We start from the raw sequence: 22,300 nt of genomic DNA, 5'->3' as shown, positions 1-22,300 counted from the left end.
TGTCAAACCGTGCGCAAGCGCGCCTTCTCCACCTGTTGCATCTCCACTCCATCGAGCAATGCCTCGACCACCGCCTTGGCCGCATCCTGCCCATGATCGTTGCCCAGCAACAGGTCATGGCAGGTGCCGGTCGCCAGTTCCATCGCCTTGAGGTTGGTGGCGAACGCGCCCTTGAGCAGAGTGGACAGGTGCACCAGTGCATCTTCGAAATCCACGCCTTCGCGCACGGCGAACAAGGAAGGGTGGCTGCATTCGCAGTTGCCGAAGCTGGAATGCGCCGTGGTGGCGCGGGAAGGGGGATCAGGTAAGCCTTTTGTCATTGTGTCGCTCCTTGATTCAATGGAGCCGCCACAGATCGCTACCAAACGAAGTGGTGACGGCTGTACGCAGGTTGGTAGACCGGGAATCAAGGAAACCGGCGCGCACGAGTGCGCCCTACGCACAGCCGCCATAAAACGAAACAGCGGGCACAAAAAAAGCGCCGACTCTATCGCAATGGGGGCGCTTGTGCGCCTTGATTGATCGCGGGCTACCAAACCCGGCTGCTGGACTTACAGCAGCGCGCAAAGGTTACCGGGCTCAGGCAACCGTTTCAAGGCGCGCTCATGTGTGGATACATATCGCCAGCGCACCCCTCACATAAAGTGCGTGCGATGGACGCCGTTGATCGCCCGCAACGATCCGATGGAACGTTTTGCCACCGGGCGATTTCTTACCCTCAGAGGAAAGACAACGTGCCCGGGATTACCGTGACATGAAAGCCCGCCAGGAGAGCAAGTCGGTCAACCTGCAACCATTGCCGGGTTTCATGCGCGGCGGTGGCGAAGTCAGCTGCCTGTTGCAGGCGATGGACTGGGGGCATTCACCGCTGGGCCCACCGGATACTTGGTCGGCGGCGTTGAAGGGCGTGGTGGCCATGCTTCTGAGCGCCCAGGCGCAGATCGTGCTGTTCTGGGGGCCGCAGTACGCCGCGCTGTACAACGACGCTTACTGGCCGACCATCGGTGACAAGCATCCCGGGGCGTTGGGCCAGCCGGCCCAGGCCCATTGGCGCGAACTGTGGGACGACCTGGAACCTTTGTTGCGCGGGGTGCGCGAGACCGGCGTGAGCTTTTCCGCCAAGGACCGTCCGTTCTACATCGAACGCCACGGCCCGGGTGAAACGGCGTACTTCGACGTCTCCTATTCCGCCGTGCGCGAGGCCGATGGCGCGGTAGGCGGCGTGCTGTGCATCGTCACCGAGACGTCCGAACGCGTGCACTTCCAGCATCGTCAGGCGTTTCTCCAGGAGCTGCGCCAGGCCTTGCCCAGCCTGGGCCAGGCCGAACGCATCGAAGCTCATGCGGTAAGGCGCCTGGCCAAGGAGCTGGGCGCGGCGCGGGTGTGTTTTGGTGAAGACCTGGGTGATGGACGGTATCGGGTCGGGCAGGAATGGGCCGCGCACGTACCGTCGATCACCGGCCTCAATCAGTACGCCGCCTTGGACCCGGCACTGCGCGAGGCGTTGCTCGCAGGCCAGGTGGTGCAGCGCAACTATGCGGCGAACAACAAGGCACCGGCTGGCTTCAAGGGCCTGTGCGCCACGCTGCATGCCCCGGTGCTGCGCGCCGAGCGTCTGGAAGCAATGCTTGCGGTGCACTTCCACACGCCCCATGCGTGGACCAGCAGCGAATGCCTGCTGGTCGAGGAGGCCGCCAGCCAAGTGTGGGCGGCGATCACCCATGCCCGTTCCGAACGCGCCTTGCATGTGCTCAACGAAAACCTCGAGGAACGGGTGGCGAACATGCTCACCCAACGCGAGGCTTCGCTGGTGCAACTGCACGAGGCGCGCAAGATGGAGATGATCGGCCAGCTCACCGGCGGCATCGCCCATGACCTCAACAATATGCTCACGCCGATCATCGCCTCCCTGGAACTGCTGCGCCGCCACCCCTCGCCGGAGCGCGCCAAACGCTTGATCGATGGCGGCCTGCAAGGGGCGGAGCGGGCGCGCAACCTGGTCGGGCGGTTGCTCAGCTTCGCCAGGCGCCAGACCCTCAAGCCCGTCAGCGTGTCGCTGGCGGTGCTGGTCGAGGACATGCACGAACTGATGGCGCGCTCCCTGGGGCCGACCATTGTGCTGAAGGTCAATATCGACACGGCACTGCCGGGGGTCCTGGTGGACCCGCACCAGTTGGAGCTGGCCCTGCTGAATCTGGTGGTCAACGCCCGTGACGCAATGGGCGAGGGTGGCCAGCTGACCATCCGCGCTGGCGCTGAGGAAGCCGGCATGCCCAGACCGCCCGGGTTGCAGGGCGGGCACCAGCTGTGGCTGCAGGTGAGTGACACCGGGTGCGGCATGAGCGAAGAAGTGCTTGCGCATTGCGTCGAGCCGTTCTACTCGACCAAAGGGGTGGGGCGGGGCACTGGTCTGGGCCTGCCGATGGTGCAGGGGCTGGCACTGCAGTCCGGCGGTGGTTTCGTTATTCATTCCCGCCCGGGCCAGGGGACCGAGGCAACCTTGTGGCTGCCGGCCAGCGAGAGCAGCGTGGCGGCGCACATGGCCGACCCCGTCGAGGTGCTCCGAGCGCAACGGCCGACCCGGGTGCTGCTGGTGGATGACGAACCCCTGGTGCGCCAGGCTACGCTGATGCAGTTGCAGGCTCTGGGGTACGAGGTGACCGAGGCAGACGGGCCTGTCCAGGCCCTGGCGTTGCTGAAAAAGGGCCTGGTACCCGATGTGCTGCTGACCGACCATGTCATGGCCGAGATGACCGGCGTGCGCTTCGCCCAGCAGGTGCGCGAGCAGTTGTCTGAGTTGCCGGTGCTGATCATCACCGGCTACACCAACCTTGCACCGCGTGAACTGCATGGGTTCGGGGTCTTGCGCAAACCGTTCCGCCAGGATGAGCTGGGGCGTAGCCTGGCGCGATTGCTGGCGGCGCGGGGTGATTCAACCGGGTAGCGGCGGTTGTGCCAACCTTGGTCTCAACGCGCCGCTCACTGCCTCCCCAGCACGTCCCCGAGCATCCGGCACACCTGCTCGGCCGAATAGGGCTTGGCCAGGAAGGCGAAGCCTTGATGGCCACCTTCGGCAATCGCTTCGCTGTAGCCGGAGGTGAGGATCACCGGCAGCTGCGGCTGGCTGAGCCGCAACTCTCTGGCCAGGGCCAGACCGCCCATGCCCGGCATCACCACGTCGGAGAACACCGCGTCGAATCCGCCTTGCGCCGCAGCGATCTGCGTCAGCGCATCCTCGGCCGAGATCGCCCAACTGATCCGATAGCCATGGTCGCGGAGGATCTGCGCGGTGAAACTGCCGACATCCGGGTTGTCCTCGACCACCAGGATATGCCGGCGCTCGCCATTGGGCGCGAGCGCCGGCAAGGCGGTACTTTCCTCGACCGCGGTTGGGGCCACCTGGGGCAGATATAAAGTGAAGGTAGTGCCCTGGCCTTCGATGCTGCTGACCCGGACATCGCCCCCCGACTGCTTGACGAAGCCGAACACCTGCGACAAGCCGAGCCCGGTGCCCTGGCCAGCGGCCTTGGTGGTGAAGAATGGGTCGAAGATGCGTTCCAGCAGGTGCGGGGCAATGCCTACGCCGCTGTCGACCACCGAGATGGCCGCGAATGGCCCGGCTTGGGGCGCCTGGCCACGCGGCGCCGGCAGGTGCTGGTTGGCCTCCAGGCGCAGGCGCAGGATGCCCGCGCCGGCCATGGCATCGCGGCCGTTGATCATCAGGTTGATCACCGCGGTTTCCAGTTGGCCGAGGTCGGCGTGCACGTGGCAGGGCGTGTCGGGCAGTTCCAGGCTCACCTGGATGCGCGCGCCGGTGGCGGTGTCGAGCATCTCGGCCATCGCCTCGAGCCTGGGGCCTGCGTCGAACACCTGGGGGCTGAGTGCCTGGCGGCGGGCGAAGGCGAGCAGTTGCCCGGTCAGCTTGGCGCCGCGGTCGACGGTGTCGGACACGGTCTTGAAATAGCGGCTGCGCCGGCTTTCGTCGAGGTCCGGTCGCTGCAGGAAATGAAGGGAGGAGCGGATGATGGTCAGCAGGTTGTTGAAGTCGTGGGCCACGCCCCCGGTCAACTGGCCGATGGCCTCGAGCTTCTGGGTCTGGCGCAGGACCGCTTCGGTGTGCAGCAACTGGCAGGTACGTTCTTCGACGCGTTGCTCGAGGGTGGCATTGAGCGCTTCCAGCGCCGTCATCGCCTCGCGCACTTCGGCGTTGGCCTGGACCCGCTGGATATGCGCCCAGCAGCGTTCGGTCACTTCGCCAAGCAGGGTCTGCTCGTAGCGGGTCCAGGCCCTGGGCCGCTTGTCGTGGATCGCCATCAGCGCCGTCAGGCGGCCCTCCTTGATCAGCGGCATGCAGATGGTCGCGGTAATGCCGATGGCCTGAAAGGTCGCCGACTCGCGGGCCGGCAACTGGCTGAGGTTGTCATCGATCACCAGCGCCTGGCCTGCGCGCAGGCGGCTGACAGCCAGTTCGCCGAAGGCGGCCAGGCGGTACTGGCCGACCAACCGTGGCGAACCCGGTGCAACCCAGTCGCCACAAATGGTGAAACCGTCCTCGTCGGGCGCCATCACGGCATAGGCGCAACTGGACAATTGCAGGTGCTCGCCCAGCAGGCGGGTGGTGGTGGCCATGATCCGTTCGGGATCGGTGGCGTGGGCGGTGGCCCGGCCGAGGCTGTCGAGGAAGTTCAGGCGGCGGTTGGCGACCACGCTCGCGGTGGTTTCGGTGACCGTGTCGAGCATGCCCACCACGTTGCCGTCATGGTCGCGCATGGGGCTGTAGCAGAAGGTGAAATAGGCGCGTTCCGGGCTGCCGTGGCGCTCGATCATCAGCGGGAAGTCTTCGATGTACACCGCCTCGCCATCGAGGGCGCGCCGGGCCATGCGGCCGATATCGCTCCAGGCTTCCTGCCACACTTCGCTGAAGGGGCGCCCGAGGGCCGTGGGCTTGTTGCCGAGGATTTCGCTGAAGGCGTCGTTGTGCAGGGTCAGCAGTGCATCGCCCCAGAGCACGGCCTGGGGGAAGCGCGAGGCCAGGCACAGGGCGACGCTGGTCTTGAGCACGTCGGGCCAGCCGTCCAGTGGCCCCAGGGGCGTGGCCGCCCAGTCGTGGTTGCGGATGCGCGCGGCCATCAGCCCGCCGCCGTCTAGCCATTTCGCCATGAACGTTTGCCGGTCCTTTTGCGTGGGACCATCAGGGTGCACCGAGACGCGACGCTTGGCGAGGGATTTGTATGCGCTGACGCCTCAGCGGATGAAATGCACCTTGCCGGTATCGTCGTTGCCCATGTAGATGCCGTACACCCCGGCCTGACGCTCGAGGATGTAGCGTTCGAGGATCTGCCGGATCGCTGGGTAGTAGATCTCGTCCCAGGGGATCTGGTCCGGCTCGAAGAAGCGGTAGTCCAGGGTCTCGGGCCCGTACTGGCCGGTCTCCTCGGTGACCACGGCGCGGAAGATGATGTACACCTCGCTGATCTGCGGCACGCTGAAGATCGAGTAGGGCGAGACGATGTCGGCGCGCACGCCGCTCTCTTCCCACACCTCGCGCAGCGCCGCCTGCTCGGTGGTCTCGCCGGCCTCCATGAAACCGGCCGGCAGGGTCCAGGTTCCGGGGCGCGGCGGGATGGCGCGCTGGCACAGCAGGTACTTGCCGTCGCGCTCGATGATACAGCCGGCGATGATCTTCGGGTTGATGTAGTGGATGTAGCCGCAACCGGCGCAGTGAAGACGTTCGTGGGTGTCGCCGTTGGGGACGCCCCGGGCCAGTTCCGTGGTGCAGTGCGGGCAGTAGCGCGGGGCGATGGGCATGGTCAGTGGCCTATGCGAGGGTCCTTGAGGGGCAGGGGGGCGACGATATCGCGGACCTTGGCGTTGTCGTCCTGCTTCTGGCGCAGGTAGTCGAGGGCGACCTTGGCGGCGGCGCGCACATGGTCGACCGAGGCCTGGTGGGCGGCCTGGGGGTCGCCGCCCTTGATCGCCTCGACGATCTTTTCCATCTCGCGGTTGCTCGCGCCCCGGCGGTTCTCCTGGGACACCGAGGTGGCGCGCAGGTAGCTGATGCGCGCCTGCAGCTGGCGCAGCTGCTGGGCGGCGACCTGGTTGCCCGAGCCTTCGAGCAGCACGTCGTAGAAGCCTTGCACCGAGTCGAGCACCTGTTGCAGCTCGCCGTCCTCCAGCGCCTCGCGGTTGACCTCCAGGGCGCGCTCCAGGGCGCGGATGTCCTTGGCCTTGGCATTGAGGGTGAACAGTTGCACGATCAGGCCTTCGAGCACGCAGCGCAGCTCGTAGATGTCGCGGGCGTCTTCCAGGGTGATGATCGCCACCCGGGGACCCTTGGCGTCGGCGAACTCCACCAGGCCTTCGGACTCCAAGTGGCGCAGGGCCTCGCGCACCGAGGTGCGGCTGACGCCCAGGCGCTCGCAGAGGTCGCGTTCGACCAGGCGGTCACCCGGCAGCAGGTGGAAGTTCATGATCGCGCCGCGCAGCTTGTCGAGCACGATTTCACGAAGGGTGACGGGGTTGCGGTTGACCTTGAAGCTGTCGTCGAGGGGCTGGCGTTTCATCAGGGGCGCTCTTCTATGCGGCTGTTGCGCCAACATCGCGGAATGCCTTGAACCGGGGCATTCCTTGCAGTGGTTCACACAGCCCGCTGTTAACGGGTGGATTGCGCATCGGCTTCGGCGAACGCTTCGCGGGCCAGGCGGAAACTGTCCACCGCCGCGGGCACGCCGCAGTAAATGCCGACTTGAAGCAGGATCTCGCGAATCTGTTCGCGGCTCAGGCCATTACGCAGCGCGCCGCGGATGTGCAGCTTGAGCTCGTGGGGCCGGTTGAGCGCGGAAATCATCGCCAAGTTTATCATGCTGCGCTCTTTGAGCGACAAGCCATCGCGGCCCCAGACATGGCCCCAGCAGTACTCGGTGACCAGCTCCTGGAGTGGCTGGGTGAAGGCGTCGGCGTTTTCGATCGAGCGCTTGACGTAGTCCTCGCCGAGCACTTGTGTGCGGATCTGCAGGCCTTTCTCGTACTTTTCGTTGTTCATCTGCCGAGGTCCTTGAACGTTGAATAAAAATGGGGGCCGCAACCGAAGGTGAGGGGGTATGCGCGGCCCCCGGAAACTGTTGGGGCTGCGAAGCAGCCCCGGGGGTGTCAGCCCAGCGGCGGCAGCGCGCCGAGCTTGCCCTTGTGATAGACCATCGGGGTGACCGGCTGCTCGGGCAGCACCAGGTTCTTCACCTGGCCGACGATGATCGCGTGGTCGCCGCCATCATATTCGCGCCACAATTCGCACTCGATGATCGCCGTGGCCTTGGTCAGCAGCGGGTTGCCCAGCTCGCTCAACTGCCAGTCGATGCCCTTGGCCTTGTCCTTGCCTTTGCCGGCGAAGGCATAGGCCTCGGCGGTCTGGTCGGCGGACAGCAGGTGGATGGCGAACTGCTTGCTGTCACGCAGGATCGGGTAGGTGTCGGAGGCGTAGTTGGGGCAGAACAGCACCAGCGCCGGCTCGATCGACAGCGCGCTGAACGCGCTGGCGGTGATGCCGACGATGCCGCCGTCGGCGTCCAGGGTGGTGACCACGGTGACGCCGGACGGGAACGAGCCCATCACGTCTTTGTAGATGCCAGGTTCGATCATGGTGGCGTTCTCCTAGCGCATCACGAAGGGGTCGGGCATGGGCGCGGTGGACAGGTTGATCCACACCGTCTTCAGCTCGGTATAGGCCAGCACCGAGTCGATGCCGCTCTCGCGGCCGTAACCGCTGTTCTTGAAGCCGCCGATGGGGGCCATGGCCGATACGGCGCGGTAGGTGTTGACCCAGATGATCCCCGAGCGCACGTCACGGGCCAGGCGGTGGGCGCGGCCCAGGTCGCGGGTCCAGATGCCGGCGGCCAGGCCGAACTGCGAGTCGTTGGCCATTGCCAGGGCCTGTTCCTCGGTCTTGAAGCGGATCACCGCGGCGACCGGGCCGAACACTTCTTCCTGCATGATGGTCATCGAGTTGCTGTCGCACTCGAACAGGGTCGGCTCGTAGAACCAGCCATCGCCTTCGACCTCGGCGCGCTTGCCACCCATGCGCAGGGTGGCGCCCTCGGCCTTGGCCGCGGCCACCAGGCCTTCGATCACCGCCAGTTGCTGGGCGGTGGCGATCGGGCCCATCTCGCTGCTGTCGTCCTGCGGGTTGCCGATGCGGATGCTTTTGGCGCGGGCGATCAGGCGTTCGACGAACTCGTCGAAGATCTCCTCCTGCACCAGCAGGCGCGAACCTGCCACGCAGCTTTGCCCGGAGGCGGCATAGATGCCGGCTACGGCGCCGTTGATGGCGCTGTCCAGGTCGGCGTCGGCGAAGATGATGTTCGGCGACTTGCCGCCCAGCTCCAGCGACAGCTTGGCGAAGTTCTCGGCGCTGCTGCGCACCACGTGGCGGGCGGTGGCGGCGCCGCCGGTGAAGGCGATCTTGCGCACCAGCGGGTGGCGGGTCAGCGCCGCGCCGGTGCTTGGGCCGTAGCCTGTGACCACGTTGACCACGCCAGCCGGGAAGCCGGCTTCCAGGGCCAGGCGGGCCAGCTCGAGGAGGGTGGCGGAGGCGTGTTCCGAGGGTTTGAGCACGATGGTGTTGCCGGCGGCCAGGGCCGGGGCCAGCTTGATCGCGGTGAGGTACAGCGGGCTGTTCCACGGGATGATCCCGGCGACCACGCCGATCGGCTCGTGCACGGTGTAGGCAAACAGGTCCGGCTTGTCCAGCGGCAGGGTGCCGCCTTCGAGCTTGTCGGCCAGGCCAGCGGTGTAGTGGAAAAACTCCGGCAGGTAGCCGACCTGGCCGCGGGTTTCGCGGATCAGCTTGCCGTTGTCACGGCTTTCCAGCTGGGCCAGGTGTTCCTTGTTCTCGGCAATCAGGTCGCCGAGGCGGCGCAGCAGTTTGCCCCGGGCGGTGGCAGTGAGGCCGCGCCAGGCCTTGCCTTCGAAGGCGCGCTGGGCGGCCTGCACGGCGAGCTCGACATCGGCTTCGCCGGCATCGGGCAGTTGCGCCCAGGCCTTGGCGGTGGCCGGGTCGAGGCTGTCGAAGGTCTTGCCGCTCTGGGCATCGCGCCATTGGCCGTCGATGCACATCTGGAAACGAACGAGGGTCATGCGACTATCCCCTTGGCGGATTCGGTGAGGATGCGGGCCTGCCTGAGGAAGTCCAGCAGCATCTTGTTGACTTCGCGCGGTGCTTCCACCGGCATCATATGCCGTTGCTCGGCCAGGACCACGCTCTGCGCGCCGGGAATCCGCGCGGCGAGTTGGCGGGCCATCGCCGGAGTGGAACCGCTGTCGAGCTCGCCGGTGGCGATCAGCGTCGGTACCTGGATGTTGCCCAGGTCGGCTTCGCGGTACATGTCCTGGGTGGCGAACAGCGAGTAGGTGGTGTGGTAGCCCTGCGGGTCGTTGCTCGCCAGGATCTGGCGGATGGCGGCGACCTGGGCCGGGTTGGCGGCCTTGTACTCGCGGCTGAACCAACGCTCGAGGGCGGCATCGACGTTGGCGTCGGGGCCTTGTTCGAAGGCTTGCGCGGCGCGTGCGATCACCCCGGCGCTCTGCTCGGGGGTACGGTTGAATACACTGTTGAGTACCACCAGCGCGGCCAGGCGTTGCGGGTAGTTGAGGGCGAATGCGCGGGCCACCAGGCCGCCCATGGAAAAGCCGATCACGCAGGCCTGGGCGATCTGCAGGTGATCGAGCAGTTCGGCGAGCTGCTCGGCATAGCCCTCCAGCGGCGTATCGGTGCTGGGCACGCGGCTCTGGCCATGGCCGAGCATGTCGTAGGCGATGACGCGATAGTCGTTGGCCAGGCCGACGATCTGCCCGCCCCACATTTCCTTGTTCAGGCCCACGCCGTGGATCAGTACCACGGGCTGGCCCTGGCCCAGGTCCAGGTAACTGGTCCCGGCCGGTGTACGTTCAGCGACAGGCTGAATCATGGAGGGCGCTCCTTGAAGGTCGGGCGCGGCGGGTATGCACGCCACGCCCAGGCCCGTCTTGGTTGTTGTTATTGAGCGTTGGCCTTTTCGGCAGCCAGTTCTTCCAGGTCGATGTAACGGTTGCCGATGCGTGGGTGCAGGCGGCCACCGTCGGCGGCGCCCAGCACCACGACGATCTCGTCGGCGCGTGGAGCATCTTCGATCTGCATTTCCAGGGTGATGTAGTGCGAACGCAGGCCTTCGTCGTCCTTCTGCATCATCGGGATCTGGATCGAGGTGCCGGGGCCGCCGCGCTTGTTGGTGAAGCTCAGGTAGCTCTTGGCCTGCACGGCTTCGCGGTAGTGGTTGCCGAAGCGCAGGGTGTGGATCACCGCCGAGGCGTGCTCGATCTCGCCGTCGGCGCCGACCACGGCGGCCTTGCCGTAGGCCTCGATCTTGTCGGCTCCGCCGATGGCGGTGGTCAGGCGCTCGACCATCAGCGCGCCCAGTGCGGAGCAGTTGGCGCGGATCTCCGGCTTGAGGTCTTCGACGAATCCGCGACCAGCCCATGGGTTCTTGATCACCACGGCCAGGCCGACCATGGTCACCGGCTTGTCGGTGGCCTTGCCGCCTTCGATGCGGGTCTCTTCGGAGTAGGTGACGATCTTGCGGATTTCGAAACTCATGGGGGGCTCCTGGTTAGGGTTATCAGCTTTTGTTGTCTGATGGTATACCATAATATTTGATGTGCAAGAGCCACTCGAAAATTTGTTTCATCGGGTGACTAAAGGTCGGCTGCTGCGCGGAATTTTGTGGCGTCTGTATTGGCTTGGTCGGGGAACAAAAAAAGCCCGCCCACGCCGGCCACTGGGGCCAACGCGAGCGGGCTGGTTCCCGCAATCGATCAGGCAAAGGGAATTCAGGCGAAAGCCGGCACCACTTCCTTGATGAACAGCTCCAGCGACTTGCGTTTCTCGGCATGGGGCAGGCTGTTGTCGCACCAGAAGCTGAACTCGTCGACGCCGAGCTCCTGGTAGTACTTGATGCGCGCAATGATTTCTTCTGGGGTGCCGATCATGGTGTTCTTGCGGATGTTCTCCAGCGCGAAGGCTGGCACCTCGGCGAACTTCGATTCAGGGCTTGGCTCGAGGAAGCCGTTGACCGGCACGGTCTTGTTGCCGAACCAGGCATCGAAGGTGCGGTAGAAGCGTGAAATTGCCTGGGCGCCGACCTTCCAGCCGTCCGGCTCGGCCGGGCTGTGCACGTGGGTGTGGCGCAGCACCATCAGTTGTGGGCGCGGCACGTCCGGGTTGTTGTCCAGCGCGGCCTGGAACTTGTTCTTCAGGTCCAGCACCTCTTCGTCGCCCTTCATCAGCGGGGTGACCATGACGTTGCAGCCGTTGGCCACGGCGAAGTTGTGCGAGTCCGGGTCGCGGGCGGCGATCCACATCGGCGGCATGCCCTGCTGTACCGGCTTGGGCACGCTGGTGGAGGTGGGGAAGTTGTAGATCTCGCCTTCATGGGCATAGTCGCCTTGCCACAGCTGGCGCACCGCCGGGACCATCTCGCGCAGGGCCTTGCCGCCATCGGTGGCCGGCATGCCGCCGGCCATGCGGTCGAATTCGAACTGGTAGGCGCCACGGGCCAGGCCCACTTCCATGCGGCCATTGCTGATCACGTCGAGCAGGGCGCATTCGCCCGCCACGCGGATCGGATTCCAGAAGGGCGCGATGATGGTGCCGGCGCCCAGCCGGATTTTCTCGGTGCGTGCGGCCAGGTAGGCCAGCAGCGGCATCGGGCTCGGCGAGATGGTGTATTCCATGGCGTGGTGTTCGCCGATCCACACGGTGCTGAAACCGCCGTCTTCGGCCATCAGGGTCAGTTCGGTGAGGTCTTCGAACAGCTGGCGGTGGCTGACCTGCTCATCCCAACGTTCCATGTGCACGAACAGCGAAAATTTCATGGGGCTTTTCCTCGGAGCTTTGTTGTTGTCGCCCGCCGGGGCAGGCGCTCTAAGTGGAATCGGTCGTCAGGGCTCAGGCGAAGGCCGGCAGGCTGGCCATCTTGCCGCGGCAATAGACCATCGGGCGGGGCGCCTCCTGCGGGACGATCAGGTTGTGTACCTTGCCGACCATGATGGCGTGGTCGCCGCCTTCGTACTCACGCCACAGTTCGCATTCGATCACGGCGATGGCGCCGGCCAGAATCGGGTTGCCCAGTTCGCTCAGGGTCCACTCGATGCCGACGGCCTTGTCCTTGCCTTTTTTCGCGAACGCATACGCCTCGGCCTGCTGTTCACCGGAGAGCAGGTGAATGGCGAAGCGCTTGTTCTTCATCAGTACAGGGTAGGAGTCGGAGCTGTAGTTGGGGCAGAACAGCACCAGCGGCGGGTCCATCGACAGGGAGGAGAAGGCGCTGGCGGTGAGGCCGACGATCGAGCCGTCGTCGTCCTGGGTGGTGATGACGGTCACGCCGGAGGGGAAGGAGCCCAGGACGTGCTTGTAGACGGTTGCGTCGATCATCTCGTGTACCTCTGAAAAGGCTGCGGTGGTCCGCGGTTTTTATCGTTGATGTGTCTGATGGTATACCGTAATACCTATATTGCAAGAGGAATTTTCCGTGCGCTGGAGTTCGCGATAAACGGTGCAAGCCCTGTAATCACTGGCCTTGGTGTAAATATTCGTGCGGCGTGACGGTGCATGGAGCGGATCAGTTGCGCTGAAAATGAGCAGCGCAGTGTTGTCAAAATGTTGGAATACCATAATATGGTCTTCAGCTGAGAGGCCGCCCCGAGCGGTTTCCATACAACGATAAAAACGACCTTTCGAGCTGAATCCTATGTCCCAACCGTCGTCGCAACACCATCTCGTCGAGCAACACACGGTCGATTACGTGCCACCGTCCGAGCGCCATGGGAAGGCGCGCGACCTTTTCACCCTGTGGTTCAGCACCAACATCGCGCCGCTGCCGATTGTCACCGGTGCCATGGTGGTCCAGGTGTTCCATCTGAACTTGCTGTGGGGGCTGTTGGCCATCGTGCTAGGGCATCTGCTGGGCGGGGTGGTGATCGCCCTGGCCTCTGCGCAGGGGCCGCAGCTGGGCATTCCGCAGATGGTGCAGAGCCGCGGCCAGTTCGGCCGCTATGGCGCGCTGCTGATCGTGTTCTTCACCGCATTGATCTACGTCGGTTTCTTCATTTCCAACATCGTCCTGGCCGGCAAGTCGATCCACGGCATCGCCCCCGGCGTGCCGATGCCGGGCGCCATCGTCATCGGCGCCCTGAGCGCCACCGCCATCGGGGTGATCGGCTACCGCTTCATCCATACGCTGAACCGCGTCGGCACCTGGGTGATGGGCTCGGCGCTGCTGGCCGGCTTCATCATGATGTTCGCCCAGGAACTGCCGGGCGATTTCTTCAGCCGCGGCGCGTTCAACCTGTCCGGCTTCGTCGCCACGGTGTCGCTGGGCATCATCTGGCAGATCAGCTTCTCGCCCTATACCTCGGACTACTCGCGCTACCTGCCCCGTGAAGTCGGCATCGCCAAGCCATTCTGGGCCACCTACCTCGGGGCCACCCTGGGCACCATCCTGTGCTTCAGTTTCGGTGCGGTAGCGGTGCTGTGCGTGCCGGAAGGCACCGATGCCATGGAGGCGGTCAAGCAGGCCACCGGTTGGCTGGGCCCGGTGCTGATGGTGCTGTTCCTGCTCAACATCATCAGCCACAACGCGCTCAACCTGTATGGCGCGGTGCTGTCGATCGTCACCGCGATCCAGACCTTTGCCGCCCACTGGACGCCGAGCATCAGGCTGCGCGTGGTGCTGGCCACGGTGATCCTGGTGGGCTGCGCCCTGGTGGCGCTGAACGCCTCGGCGGACTTCATCGGCCAGTTCATCGGGCTGATCCTGGCGCTGTTGCTCGTGCTGGTGCCGTGGGCGTCGATCAACCTGGTGGACTTCTACCTGATCAAGCGCGGCGAGTACGACATTGCCTCGATCTTCCGCGCCGATGGCGGCATCTACGGGCGTTTCAACCACCACGCGATCATCGCCTACGCCTGCGGCATCCTGGTGCAATTGCCATTCGCCAATACATCGCTGTATGTCGGGCCGTACTCGAACATCGTCGAGGGGGCGGATCTGTCGTGGCTGTTCGGGCTGTTGGTGACGGTGCCGCTGTACTACTGCCTGGCGACGCGGGCTCAGCCGGAAAAGGCGCAGCGGGTGGTCGGCGTCAAATCCTGAGATCGGCATCAAACTCATCGCGGGGCACGCCCGCTCCTGCACAATCCTTGCTGGAGTGGGCGTGCCCTGCGATGTTCGTCAGACCGTTCAGACCTTGAACTGGGCGACCAGCCCATTGAGCTCCAGCGCCAGATGCGACAGGTCCTGGGCCGATGCGCTGGTCTGGTTGGCCCCGGTGGTTGTCTGCATCGCCAGGTCGCGAATATTCACCAGGTTGCGGTCCACTTCCCGGGCCACCTGCGCCTGCTCCTCGGTGGCGCTGGCGATCACCAGGTTGCGCTGGTTGATCGAGGTGATGGCCTGCGAGATCAGCTCCAGAGCCTGACCGGCCGACTGCGCCACCTCCAAGGTGCCGCTGGCGCGGCCCTGGCTGCTGTGCATGGCGCTGACCGCCCGTTCGGTGCCGATCTGGATGTCGCCGATCATTTGCTCGATTTCCGCGGTGGACTGCTGGGTACGGTGGGCCAGTGCGCGCACTTCGTCGGCGACCACGGCAAATCCACGGCCTGCCTCGCCGGCGCGGGCAGCCTCGATGGCGGCATTGAGCGCCAGCAGGTTGGTCTGGCCGGCGATGGCGCCGATCACATCCAGCACGCGGGTAATGTCGTGGGCGCTGTTGGCCAACTGTTCGATCTCTGCGGCGGTGCCAGAGACGTCATCGACCAGGTTCTGGATCGAGGCGAGCGCCTGGTTGACCTGGTCTCGGCCGTCACGGGTGGTCTGGTCCGCGTCCTGAGACGCTTCGGCAGTGCTCACGGCGTTGCTGGCCACCTCCTCGACGGCGCAGGTCATCTGGTTGACCGCAGTGGCGGCCTGGTCGATCTCGGTGCTCTGCTGCAGCAAGCCACGGCTGGTGTTCTCGGTGACGCCGTGCAGCTCCTCCGAGGCCAAGGCCAGGCGGTTGGAGGACGCGGCGATCTTGCCAATGGTGTCGTGCAGACTTTGCTGCATGCGCCGCAGGGCGTGCAGCAGCAACGCCGGTTCGTCCTGGCCGACGACCACGATCTCGCAGGTAAGGTCACCGGTGGCGACACCTTCGGCCACCATGACAGCCTCGGTCAGCGGCGCGACGATGCTGCGGGTGAACAGAGTGGCGATGGCGATCAACACCAGTACGATCAGAACCACTGAAGCGATGATCACGGTGAGCGCCTGATCACTGACCTCGTCGCTACGCTGTGAGGCGGCTTGCGCTCCCTTGTAGTTGTAGGCCACCAGCGTCGCCAGGGTTTCCATCATGCGGTCGGCGCGTTGGGTCAATGGACCACTGATCAGGCGCAGGGTTTCTGTCATTTGGCCGGCACTGATGTTGCGCAGCACTTCTTGCTGCTGCTGGATGTATTGTTGGCGTGCGGTGATGAAAGCATCGAACAGGCTGCGGTCCTCGGCGTCGGCAACAGTCTTTTCGTAGTCCTTGAGGTCCTGCTGCACCGCTTCCTCGATGCTCCTCAGCAAGTTGACGTTGGCATTGCTGTCACCGTTCTGCTCCAGGGCCGCACGGAGTGTTGCTGCGCGCTCCTGGGCGAGGGTACCGGTGATTTCGTTGAGGGCGATCACCGCTGGCAGCCAATTGTCGCGGATTTCGTCGGTGGCATTGTTCATCTGCCGGGTCTCGTTCAGCGCCACCAGCCCCATGGTCAGGACCAGGGCCGCCAGCGGGGTGAACAGGCTGGTCGCCCGCTTGCCGATCTTCATGTTTCTCAACAGCATGGGTGTTCCTTGACGTGTGAATGCAAACGTCAAGAGCATGGGCTGGGGGATGAGCAGGGGGTAGTCGCCAGGTCCTACGCGCTATAGCGTTTTTTCCTGTTCGTCAGGGTTGGAATGCGATCGCGGGGCAAGCCTGTCCCTACAGCAAGTTTGCAGTTGATCTGTAGGAGGGGCTTGCCCCGCGAGGGGGCTCCCGGTACCTCAGACCTTGAACTGCGCCACCATCCCATTCAGCTCCACCGCCAGGCGTGACAGGTCCTGGGCCGCCGCGCTGGTCTGGTTGGCGCCTGCCGAAGTCTGCATCGCCAGGTCGCGGATGTTCACCAGGTTGCGGTCCACTTCCCGCGCCACCTGGGCCTGCTGCTCAGAGGCCGTGGCAATCACCAGGTTGCGCTGGTTGATCGTGGCGATCGCTTCGGCGATCAGCTCCAGGGCCTGGCCGGCCGATTGCGCCACTTCCAGAGTGCCGCCGGCGCGGCCTTGGCTGCTGTGCATGGCGTTGACCGCGCGCTCGGTGCCGGTCTGGATGCCGCCGATCATCTGCTCGATTTCCGCCGTGGACTGCTGGGTGCGGTGGGCCAAGGCGCGTACCTCGTCGGCGACCACGGCAAAACCACGGCCCGCCTCGCCGGCACGGGCGGCCTCGATGGCGGCGTTGAGGGCCAGCAGGTTGGTCTGTCCGGCGATCGAACCGATCACGTCGAGCACCTGGCTGATCTGGTTGGCGTGGCTGGCCAACTGCTCGATTTCCTCGGCGGTGCCGGTCACGTCATCGACCAGGTGCTGGATCGAAGCCAGTGCCTGGTTGACCTGGTCGCGGCCATCGCGGGTGGTGCGGTCGGCGCCCTGGGAGGCATCGGCGGTGCTCACGGCGTTGCTGGCCACTTCTTCGACGGCGGCGGTCATCTGGTTGACCGCGGTGGCGGCCTGGTCGATTTCGGCGCTCTGCTGGTGCAGGCCACGGCTGGTGTCTTCGGTAACGGTGTGCAACTCCTCGGAGGCCGAGGCCAGCTGGTCGGAGGAGGCGGCGATCCGCCGCAAGGTGTCGCGCAGGCTGTGCTGCATGCGGCTCAGGGCGCGCAGCAGCAAGGCCGGCTCGTCGCGGCCGAGCACGGTTATCTCGCGGGTCAGGTCGCCGGTGGCGACGCGCTCGGCCACGGCGACGGCGTCGGCCAGCGGGACGATGATGCTGCGGGTGAGGAGGGTGGCGATGGCGACCAGCGCGAGCAGGATCACGGCAATGGCGCCGATGATCAGGGCAAAGGCTTCGTCGGAGGCCGCGCTGCTGCGCTTCGAGGCCTGCTCGGCGCCCTGGGTATTGTAGGTGATCAGTTCGCCCAGAGCCTTCATCATGCTGTCGGCGTACTCGGCCAGCGGGCCGTTGACCAGGCGGCGGGCTTCGTCCAGCTGATCGTTGCTGGCGGCGCTGCGAATGGCTTTCTGCAGGCCGTGGTAACGCTCGCTAAGACCGATGAAGGCATCGAACAGGGCGCGGTCGTCGGCTTCGATGATGGTGCGCTCGTAGGCCTTGAGGTCGCTTTCGAGCTGCTGGTTGACCTGGACGATCTTGTCCAGGGTGGCGTGGCGAACGCTGCTGCTGTCCTCCAGGACACTGCGCAAGGTGAGGGCACGGGCTCGGCCCAGGTTGCTGCTGACCTCGCCCAGGGCAAGTACCGCGGGCATCCAGGTGATGCGGATTTCGTCGGTGGCGCTGTCCATCCTGCGGGTTTCGTAGAGGGCGACCAGGCCCATGGCCAGGACCAGTACCCCGAGCAGGGTGAACATTCCTGCTGCCCGAGTGCCGATCTTAACGTTCCGTAACTGCATGCGACGCTCCTTGACGGTGGCTGCAGGCGTCAAGAGCGCGGACGGACCGGGCTCGGCTGGTAGGGCTCTCGATGCACTGCGAAAGGGGTTATATCCTCACGGTTCATGTTGTTTTTTTAGAATGATGACACAGTGCCACTATTTTTGACCAGTCGTTCAATGAACGCTCGGTCCCCCGGGTGTGTCGTCACTTGCTGACTACCTGCCTTCATTCCGTCGCAAAAAGGGCCGCAGAGCGGCCCTTTTTGATCATGCAACGATCGGGATCAATGGGTCGGCAGCCGCCAGCGCCTGGGCGCGATCCGCTGCCGGGGGATAGATCCACACCGTGTTGATCTGGCGCTTGAGGTGCTTGCCGTCCTCGCCCTGCAGGTGCAGTTCGCGTTCCCAGCCTTCGCTGTAGGCCGCGCCCCATTCGCCCAGGTCCAGGCAGGTGACGTACTTGGGCTGGCGATAGATCACCGGCTCCACGCCCAGCAGGTCGGCCATGGCGTTGTTGCCCGAATGGCGGCCCATGGGAATGGCGTGCTGGCAGGTCATCAGCGCGTGGTTGCCCAGGTCGTCGACCGCGGCGCGGGCGACATCGCCGGTGGCGTAGATGTAGTCCTGGCCAACGACTTTCAGGTGACCGTCGACTTTCAGGCGGCCCAGGCCGTCACGCTCGCCTGCGACCTGGGCGGTCAACGGGCTGGCCTTGACCCCCACGGTCCAGATCACGGTCTTGCTGGCGATGTATTCGCCGTTGTCCAGGGTCACGCCCCCCGCATCCACCGCCACCACCGAGGTGCCAGTCAGCCATTGCACGCCGGCCTGCTCGCTGGCGCTGACGATGGCCGGGGTGATCCCGGCGCCGAGCGCGGCACCGATGCTGGCACCTCGGTCGATCAGCACCACGCGGGCCTGGCCTTCGCCGAGGATGGCGCGCAGCCGGGATGGCAGCTCGGTGGCCGTTTCGATACCGGTGAAGCCACCGCCGCACACCACCACGGTGTTGCGCGCCGGGGAGGCCGGCAGGCTGGCCAGGCTGTGCAGGTGCTGTTCCAGGCGAGTGGCCGACTCCATCTGGTCGACATCGAAGGTGTGCTCGGCCAGGCCCGGGACGGCGGGGCGGGCCACCTGGCTGCCGGCGGCGAGAATCAGGCGATCGTAGGCGAGCTGGTGCGGGCGGCCGTCGGCATCGCGATAACCGACCTGGCGGGCGTCGCTGTCGATGGTGTCGGCGGTGCCGTGGATGAACTCCACGCCCACCACGTCGAACAGTGCCTCCAATGGCGCCTGCAAGCTGTGCACGTCGGCTTCGTAGAAGCGTGGGCGGATCCGCAATTGCGGCTGCGGGGCCAGCACACTGATGCGCACGTCGCCGCGCTGGGCCTGGTCGAGCAGGCGGGCGGCGCTCAGGGCGCTCCAGACACCGGCAAAGCCGGCACCGATGATCAGGATACGAGAGGTCATGAAGGTGCTCCGCAAGGTAGGAAAGGGCTTCGACGAAGCATGTGCTGCTTGCCGAGTAACTACGACTCTATTGGTCGTAGTTTAATTCGGCAAGTGTTTTTTTTTGCGTCGGGGTGTTCGCCAACCGCCAAGAGACGTCCGGATACCTTGTGTTATATGGCGTTAAGCGGGGTCTCGACCGGCCAGCCCGACGACGGGCGGCTACGCTTGGCTTTGCGTGCTAGCACTGAAGGGCGTACTATTTGCGACAAAGTAAGTCGGAGATTCATATGTCCCTCTACAGTGCAGGCGTCGAGTACGGCATCCACTGCCTGCTGTTCCTGGTGGACGAGCGTGGCGACAGCCGCGAGTCCAGCGTGCGCGACCTGGCCGAGCTGCAGGGGGTGCCCCAGGAATACCTGGCCAAGGTCTTCACCAAGCTCGCCCGGGCCGGGCTGGTCGCCGCGACCGAAGGCGTGCGCGGCGGGTTTCGCCTGGCGCGGCCTTCCGATGAAATCACCGTGCTGGATATCGTCACGGCCATCGATGGGCCGAAGAAGCTCTTCGATTGCCGGGAGATCCGCGAGCGCTGCGCGGTGTTCGAAGGTTCGGCGCCAAGCTGGGCGACCGAGGGTACCTGTGCGATCCACGCGGTGATGCTGGGGGCGCAGAAACGCATGGAGGAGGCGCTGGCCCAACAGACCATCCTCGACCTGGCGCGGCGGTTCGGGCGCAAGGCGCCGGCCGAGTTCGGGCAGAAGGTCAATGACTGGATGAGCGAGCGACGCGACGGCAAAGGCAGTGCCGGCGATATTCCGTTGCAGGCGGTCTGACCGTGGCCTGGGCCACCACGGAAAATGCTGCTCAATCCCCAGGTAAATCCTTGCCTGGGTGATACGCCCGCGTGCCCCAAGGCGCGGTAAGCTGACAGGAAAATCCCGCGCGCCGCACACGGCGCCAGAGAGGTCAGCGTGGCTTCCTATACCTTGCGCCAACTGAAGTACTTCGTCACCACCGTGGAGGCAGGCAGCGTCGCCGAAGCCTCGCGCCAGTTGTATATCGCCCAGCCGTCGATCTCCACGGCGATCAAGAGCCTGGAAGAGAGCTTCGGCGTGCAGCTGTTCATTCGCCATCACGCCCAGGGCGTGTCGCTGACGCCAAGTGGCAAGCGCTTCTACGCCAAGACCCGGTCCCTGTTGCAGATGGCCCACGAGTTCGAGCAGAACGCCCTGGCCGACAACGATACGGTGGCCGGGCAGATCGACATCGGCTGCTTCGAGACCGTGGCACCGCTGTATCTGCCGCGGCTGATCGCCGGCTTCCGCGAGCGCTACCCAGGGGTGGACATCCGCCTGCGCGACGGCGAGCAACAGGACCTGATCCAGGGGCTGACGGCCGGTACCTTCGACCTGGCGTTCCTCTATGACCATGATCTGGATGGCACCATCGAAACCGAGCCGCTGATGCCGCCACAGAAACCCTATGTGCTGCTGCCAGAAAAGCACCGTTTCGCCGGCCAAGCCCAGGTGTCGCTGCGTGACCTGTGCCCCGAGCCGATGATCCTGCTCGACGTGGCCCCCAGCCGCACCTATTTCGTCAGCCTGTTCAACGAACTGGGGCTGACGCCGAACATCGTCTTCAGCTCCCCGTCGATCGAGATGGTCCGGGGCATGGTGGGGCAGGGCTTCGGTTTCTCGCTGCTGGTCACCCGGCCGCACTCGGAATTCACCTACGACGGGCAGCGCCTGGTGACGCTGGCGATCACCGAGCCGGTGACGCTGTCGGGGTTGGCGGCGGCGCACCTCAAGCGTGTGCAACTGACCAAACCGGCGCAGTTGTTCGTGGAATTCTGCCGTGAGGAACTGGCACGGATGTAGGTACTGACCGCCCGTCGCCCATCTGGCAAAGACGACCGAACGTTGCCCTGCCAGCGGTTTCTTCCACTAAGGTGCTAGAGGCATTGAGCCGTTGTCATCGCTGGGGCGAATGGACCTGCGCCCCCTCTTGGGCAATCTCAATTGGCATCCTGCCCGTCGAGGGCGTACCACACCCAACAGGCCATCCAGTACAAGAGAGGGTCGTACCATGTCGTTGATTGGCGTTTCGATGCTTGAGATGCGGCAGATGATCGAACAGGCCTGCCTGCCCGACCGCTGCGAGGTGAGCTGTGCGGACGGCGAACACCTCACCATTCGCCTGGGCCAGGGCTCGAGCCTGGACGATTGCCTTACCGTGACGGGCGTGCCGATCGCCAGCCTCAATACCTGCCATGACCTGCTGGGCCTTGTGAGTCGGGTCAAGGCACAACGTGATGCCCCGCCGGGCGCCCGCAAAGCGATTGCCTGAGGTCATTGCAACTCGAGCAGCAGGTTGATGCCGCCGTCGCCGCATTTGACGTGTTCACGGACCACGCCCCGATAATTGCGCCCCTCCCAGGCGAAGGCGACGCTGTGCGCTTTCTCCACCTTGCCGGGTAACGGCGGTTCGATATGCAGGCGCAGCGCGGGACGGCCCTGCAGGCTGAGAGCGGCCAACTGGACCTGACACATGGCGCGCTGGGCCACCGGGCCGAACAGGGTGTCGCGGACGAAATCCAGTTCCAGGCAAGCGCAAGGGGCACGACAGGGCATCTTCATGGTGGCTTTCCGACGAGAGAGGCATACCTCGAAGGTTTGAAGCCTAAAGGCGCGAGACGTTCAAATTATTTCAGCTGGCCTCTGGCATGGGCACGGTCCCTGTGGGAGCCGGCTTGCCGGCGATGGGCCGCAAGCCTTCAGGGTTCACGGTGCGCCAAGAATCTCCAGCACTTTGTCGCGCAACTGGTCGATGCTGAACGGCTTGCCGATCAGGTGCATGCCTGGGGGCACGTTGAAGCTCTCGGCGTAGCCACTGGCGAACAGCACCGGCAGGTTCGGCCGGCTTTCCCGGGCCTTGGCCGCCAATTCCTCGCCGCGCAGGTCGGGCAACCCCACGTCGGTCATCAACAGCGCCAGCGGTTGCTTGGGATCCTCGATGATCTTGAGGGCCGCGGCAGCGCTGTCGGCCTCGATGGCGGCATAGCCCAGTTCGTCGAGCACTTCGACTATCAGCATGCGAACGATGTCGTCGTCTTCGACTACCAGAAGGTGCATTGTGTGGATCCTGTTTCGATG

At 65.0% G+C, this 22,300-nt stretch carries 21 protein-coding genes; 5 read left to right on the top strand and 16 right to left on the bottom strand.

What is annotated here, in order from left to right; all coding sequences use genetic code 11:
- Positions 1-2: 2 nt before the first annotated feature.
- On the bottom strand, positions 3-236 hold the full coding sequence (locus tag ACODS9_RS09155) for a hypothetical protein (protein WP_489093775.1): 234 nt from the start codon (positions 234-236) through the stop codon (positions 3-5).
- Positions 237-754: 518 nt separating this feature from the next.
- Here ACODS9_RS09155 and ACODS9_RS09150 point away from each other — a divergent pair.
- Positions 755-2,944, top strand: coding sequence for an ATP-binding protein (locus ACODS9_RS09150; RefSeq protein ID WP_401110268.1), 2,190 nt, complete (start codon positions 755-757; stop codon positions 2,942-2,944).
- A gap of 35 nt (positions 2,945-2,979) precedes the next feature.
- Here ACODS9_RS09150 and ACODS9_RS09145 read toward each other — a convergent pair whose 3' ends face one another.
- The 10 genes from ACODS9_RS09145 to ACODS9_RS09100 form a co-directional block, all read right to left on the bottom strand.
- Complete coding sequence (locus tag ACODS9_RS09145; RefSeq protein WP_489093758.1) at positions 2,980-5,160, bottom strand: ATP-binding protein; 2,181 nt, start codon at positions 5,158-5,160, stop codon at positions 2,980-2,982.
- Positions 5,161-5,244: 84 nt separating this feature from the next.
- Positions 5,245-5,808 (bottom strand): NUDIX hydrolase, encoded by a 564-nt coding sequence (locus ACODS9_RS09140; protein WP_401110273.1) that lies wholly within the window; start codon positions 5,806-5,808, stop codon positions 5,245-5,247.
- A gap of 2 nt (positions 5,809-5,810) precedes the next feature.
- Complete coding sequence (locus ACODS9_RS09135) at positions 5,811-6,563, bottom strand: GntR family transcriptional regulator (RefSeq protein WP_401110276.1); 753 nt, start codon at positions 6,561-6,563, stop codon at positions 5,811-5,813.
- Positions 6,564-6,652: 89 nt separating this feature from the next.
- Positions 6,653-7,042 (bottom strand): carboxymuconolactone decarboxylase family protein, encoded by a 390-nt coding sequence (locus ACODS9_RS09130; RefSeq protein ID WP_401110278.1) that lies wholly within the window; start codon positions 7,040-7,042, stop codon positions 6,653-6,655.
- A gap of 107 nt (positions 7,043-7,149) precedes the next feature.
- Positions 7,150-7,635 carry a flavin reductase family protein gene (locus ACODS9_RS09125; protein ID WP_038706316.1) on the bottom strand — a complete coding sequence of 162 codons (486 nt, stop codon included), beginning with the start codon at positions 7,633-7,635 and terminating at the stop codon, positions 7,150-7,152.
- A 12-nt stretch (positions 7,636-7,647) separates the two neighbouring features.
- A complete protein-coding gene (locus ACODS9_RS09120) occupies positions 7,648-9,129 on the bottom strand; it encodes an aldehyde dehydrogenase (protein ID WP_401110281.1) in 1,482 nt (493 codons plus the stop codon).
- The gene (locus ACODS9_RS09115; protein WP_489093757.1) at positions 9,126-9,959 is read right to left on the bottom strand and encodes an alpha/beta fold hydrolase; all 834 of its coding nucleotides are present in this window, start codon (positions 9,957-9,959) and stop codon (positions 9,126-9,128) included. The genes ACODS9_RS09120 and ACODS9_RS09115 overlap by 4 nt, the downstream gene beginning before the upstream one ends.
- Before the next feature lie 68 nt (positions 9,960-10,027).
- A complete protein-coding gene (locus tag ACODS9_RS09110) occupies positions 10,028-10,624 on the bottom strand; it encodes an amino acid synthesis family protein (protein ID WP_401110286.1) in 597 nt (198 codons plus the stop codon).
- Between the two features lie 233 nt (positions 10,625-10,857).
- Positions 10,858-11,901 (bottom strand): LLM class flavin-dependent oxidoreductase, encoded by a 1,044-nt coding sequence (locus tag ACODS9_RS09105; protein ID WP_046855240.1) that lies wholly within the window; start codon positions 11,899-11,901, stop codon positions 10,858-10,860.
- Between the two features lie 73 nt (positions 11,902-11,974).
- Complete coding sequence (locus tag ACODS9_RS09100) at positions 11,975-12,460, bottom strand: flavin reductase family protein (RefSeq protein ID WP_489093756.1); 486 nt, start codon at positions 12,458-12,460, stop codon at positions 11,975-11,977.
- Between the two features lie 316 nt (positions 12,461-12,776).
- Between ACODS9_RS09100 and ACODS9_RS09095 the strand changes: the two genes are divergently transcribed.
- Positions 12,777-14,180 carry a purine-cytosine permease family protein gene (locus ACODS9_RS09095; RefSeq protein ID WP_489093755.1) on the top strand — a complete coding sequence of 468 codons (1,404 nt, stop codon included), beginning with the start codon at positions 12,777-12,779 and terminating at the stop codon, positions 14,178-14,180.
- Positions 14,181-14,267: 87 nt separating this feature from the next.
- Here ACODS9_RS09095 and ACODS9_RS09090 read toward each other — a convergent pair whose 3' ends face one another.
- The 3 genes from ACODS9_RS09090 to ACODS9_RS09080 form a co-directional block, all read right to left on the bottom strand.
- Positions 14,268-15,890, bottom strand: a complete 1,623-nt coding sequence (locus ACODS9_RS09090; protein ID WP_489093754.1) for a methyl-accepting chemotaxis protein — start codon at positions 15,888-15,890, stop codon at positions 14,268-14,270.
- Between the two features lie 201 nt (positions 15,891-16,091).
- On the bottom strand, positions 16,092-17,675 hold the full coding sequence (locus ACODS9_RS09085) for a methyl-accepting chemotaxis protein (RefSeq protein ID WP_489093774.1): 1,584 nt from the start codon (positions 17,673-17,675) through the stop codon (positions 16,092-16,094).
- A 291-nt stretch (positions 17,676-17,966) separates the two neighbouring features.
- A complete protein-coding gene (locus ACODS9_RS09080; protein WP_489093753.1) occupies positions 17,967-19,169 on the bottom strand; it encodes an NAD(P)/FAD-dependent oxidoreductase in 1,203 nt (400 codons plus the stop codon).
- 269 nt (positions 19,170-19,438) lie between these two features.
- Here ACODS9_RS09080 and ACODS9_RS09075 point away from each other — a divergent pair, with 269 nt between their 5' ends.
- The 3 genes from ACODS9_RS09075 to ACODS9_RS09065 all read left to right on the top strand — a co-directional run bounded on the left by ACODS9_RS09075 (position 19,439) and on the right by ACODS9_RS09065 (position 21,494).
- Positions 19,439-19,981 (top strand): RrF2 family transcriptional regulator, encoded by a 543-nt coding sequence (locus ACODS9_RS09075; protein WP_489093752.1) that lies wholly within the window; start codon positions 19,439-19,441, stop codon positions 19,979-19,981.
- Positions 19,982-20,119: 138 nt separating this feature from the next.
- The gene (locus tag ACODS9_RS09070; RefSeq protein WP_489093751.1) at positions 20,120-21,025 is read left to right on the top strand and encodes a LysR family transcriptional regulator; all 906 of its coding nucleotides are present in this window, start codon (positions 20,120-20,122) and stop codon (positions 21,023-21,025) included.
- Between the two features lie 208 nt (positions 21,026-21,233).
- Positions 21,234-21,494 (top strand): DUF1652 domain-containing protein, encoded by a 261-nt coding sequence (locus tag ACODS9_RS09065; RefSeq protein WP_217866199.1) that lies wholly within the window; start codon positions 21,234-21,236, stop codon positions 21,492-21,494.
- A gap of 2 nt (positions 21,495-21,496) precedes the next feature.
- On the opposite strand, the gene ACODS9_RS09060 is transcribed toward ACODS9_RS09065, so the two are convergent.
- Positions 21,497-21,784 carry a hypothetical protein gene (locus ACODS9_RS09060; RefSeq protein ID WP_102682381.1) on the bottom strand — a complete coding sequence of 96 codons (288 nt, stop codon included), beginning with the start codon at positions 21,782-21,784 and terminating at the stop codon, positions 21,497-21,499.
- 144 nt (positions 21,785-21,928) lie between these two features.
- A complete protein-coding gene (locus ACODS9_RS09055; RefSeq protein ID WP_401110305.1) occupies positions 21,929-22,279 on the bottom strand; it encodes a response regulator in 351 nt (116 codons plus the stop codon).
- Between the last annotated feature and the right edge of the window lie 21 nt (positions 22,280-22,300).

This window comes from Pseudomonas sp. FG36, assembly GCF_057809275.1.
Note: the sequence above shows the minus strand (reverse complement) of the source record. Positions and strands in the feature narration are given on the sequence as shown.

Excerpts from the sequence above, each read along its gene's own strand:
- ACODS9_RS09105 (WP_046855240.1), bottom strand. The coding sequence starts at position 11,901 with ATGAAATTTTCGCTGTTCGTGCACATGGAACGTTGGGATGAGCAGGTC.
- ACODS9_RS09140 (WP_401110273.1), bottom strand. The coding sequence starts at position 5,808 with ATGCCCATCGCCCCGCGCTACTGCCCGCACTGCACCACGGAACTGGCC.
- ACODS9_RS09110 (WP_401110286.1), bottom strand. The coding sequence starts at position 10,624 with ATGAGTTTCGAAATCCGCAAGATCGTCACCTACTCCGAAGAGACCCGC.
- ACODS9_RS09075 (WP_489093752.1), top strand. The coding sequence starts at position 19,439 with ATGTCCCTCTACAGTGCAGGCGTCGAGTACGGCATCCACTGCCTGCTG.
- ACODS9_RS09115 (WP_489093757.1), bottom strand. The coding sequence starts at position 9,959 with ATGATTCAGCCTGTCGCTGAACGTACACCGGCCGGGACCAGTTACCTG.
- ACODS9_RS09100 (WP_489093756.1), bottom strand. The coding sequence starts at position 12,460 with ATGATCGACGCAACCGTCTACAAGCACGTCCTGGGCTCCTTCCCCTCC.
- ACODS9_RS09095 (WP_489093755.1), top strand. The coding sequence starts at position 12,777 with ATGTCCCAACCGTCGTCGCAACACCATCTCGTCGAGCAACACACGGTC.
- ACODS9_RS09150 (WP_401110268.1), top strand. The coding sequence starts at position 755 with ATGAAAGCCCGCCAGGAGAGCAAGTCGGTCAACCTGCAACCATTGCCG.
- ACODS9_RS09085 (WP_489093774.1), bottom strand. The coding sequence starts at position 17,675 with ATGTTCACCCTGCTCGGGGTACTGGTCCTGGCCATGGGCCTGGTCGCC.
- ACODS9_RS09135 (WP_401110276.1), bottom strand. The coding sequence starts at position 6,563 with ATGAAACGCCAGCCCCTCGACGACAGCTTCAAGGTCAACCGCAACCCC.
- ACODS9_RS09120 (WP_401110281.1), bottom strand. The coding sequence starts at position 9,129 with ATGACCCTCGTTCGTTTCCAGATGTGCATCGACGGCCAATGGCGCGAT.
- ACODS9_RS09145 (WP_489093758.1), bottom strand. The coding sequence starts at position 5,160 with ATGGCGAAATGGCTAGACGGCGGCGGGCTGATGGCCGCGCGCATCCGC.
- ACODS9_RS09080 (WP_489093753.1), bottom strand. The coding sequence starts at position 19,169 with ATGACCTCTCGTATCCTGATCATCGGTGCCGGCTTTGCCGGTGTCTGG.
- ACODS9_RS09060 (WP_102682381.1), bottom strand. The coding sequence starts at position 21,784 with ATGAAGATGCCCTGTCGTGCCCCTTGCGCTTGCCTGGAACTGGATTTC.
- ACODS9_RS09055 (WP_401110305.1), bottom strand. The coding sequence starts at position 22,279 with ATGCACCTTCTGGTAGTCGAAGACGACGACATCGTTCGCATGCTGATA.
- ACODS9_RS09125 (WP_038706316.1), bottom strand. The coding sequence starts at position 7,635 with ATGATCGAACCTGGCATCTACAAAGACGTGATGGGCTCGTTCCCGTCC.
- ACODS9_RS09065 (WP_217866199.1), top strand. The coding sequence starts at position 21,234 with ATGTCGTTGATTGGCGTTTCGATGCTTGAGATGCGGCAGATGATCGAA.
- ACODS9_RS09090 (WP_489093754.1), bottom strand. The coding sequence starts at position 15,890 with ATGCTGTTGAGAAACATGAAGATCGGCAAGCGGGCGACCAGCCTGTTC.
- ACODS9_RS09130 (WP_401110278.1), bottom strand. The coding sequence starts at position 7,042 with ATGAACAACGAAAAGTACGAGAAAGGCCTGCAGATCCGCACACAAGTG.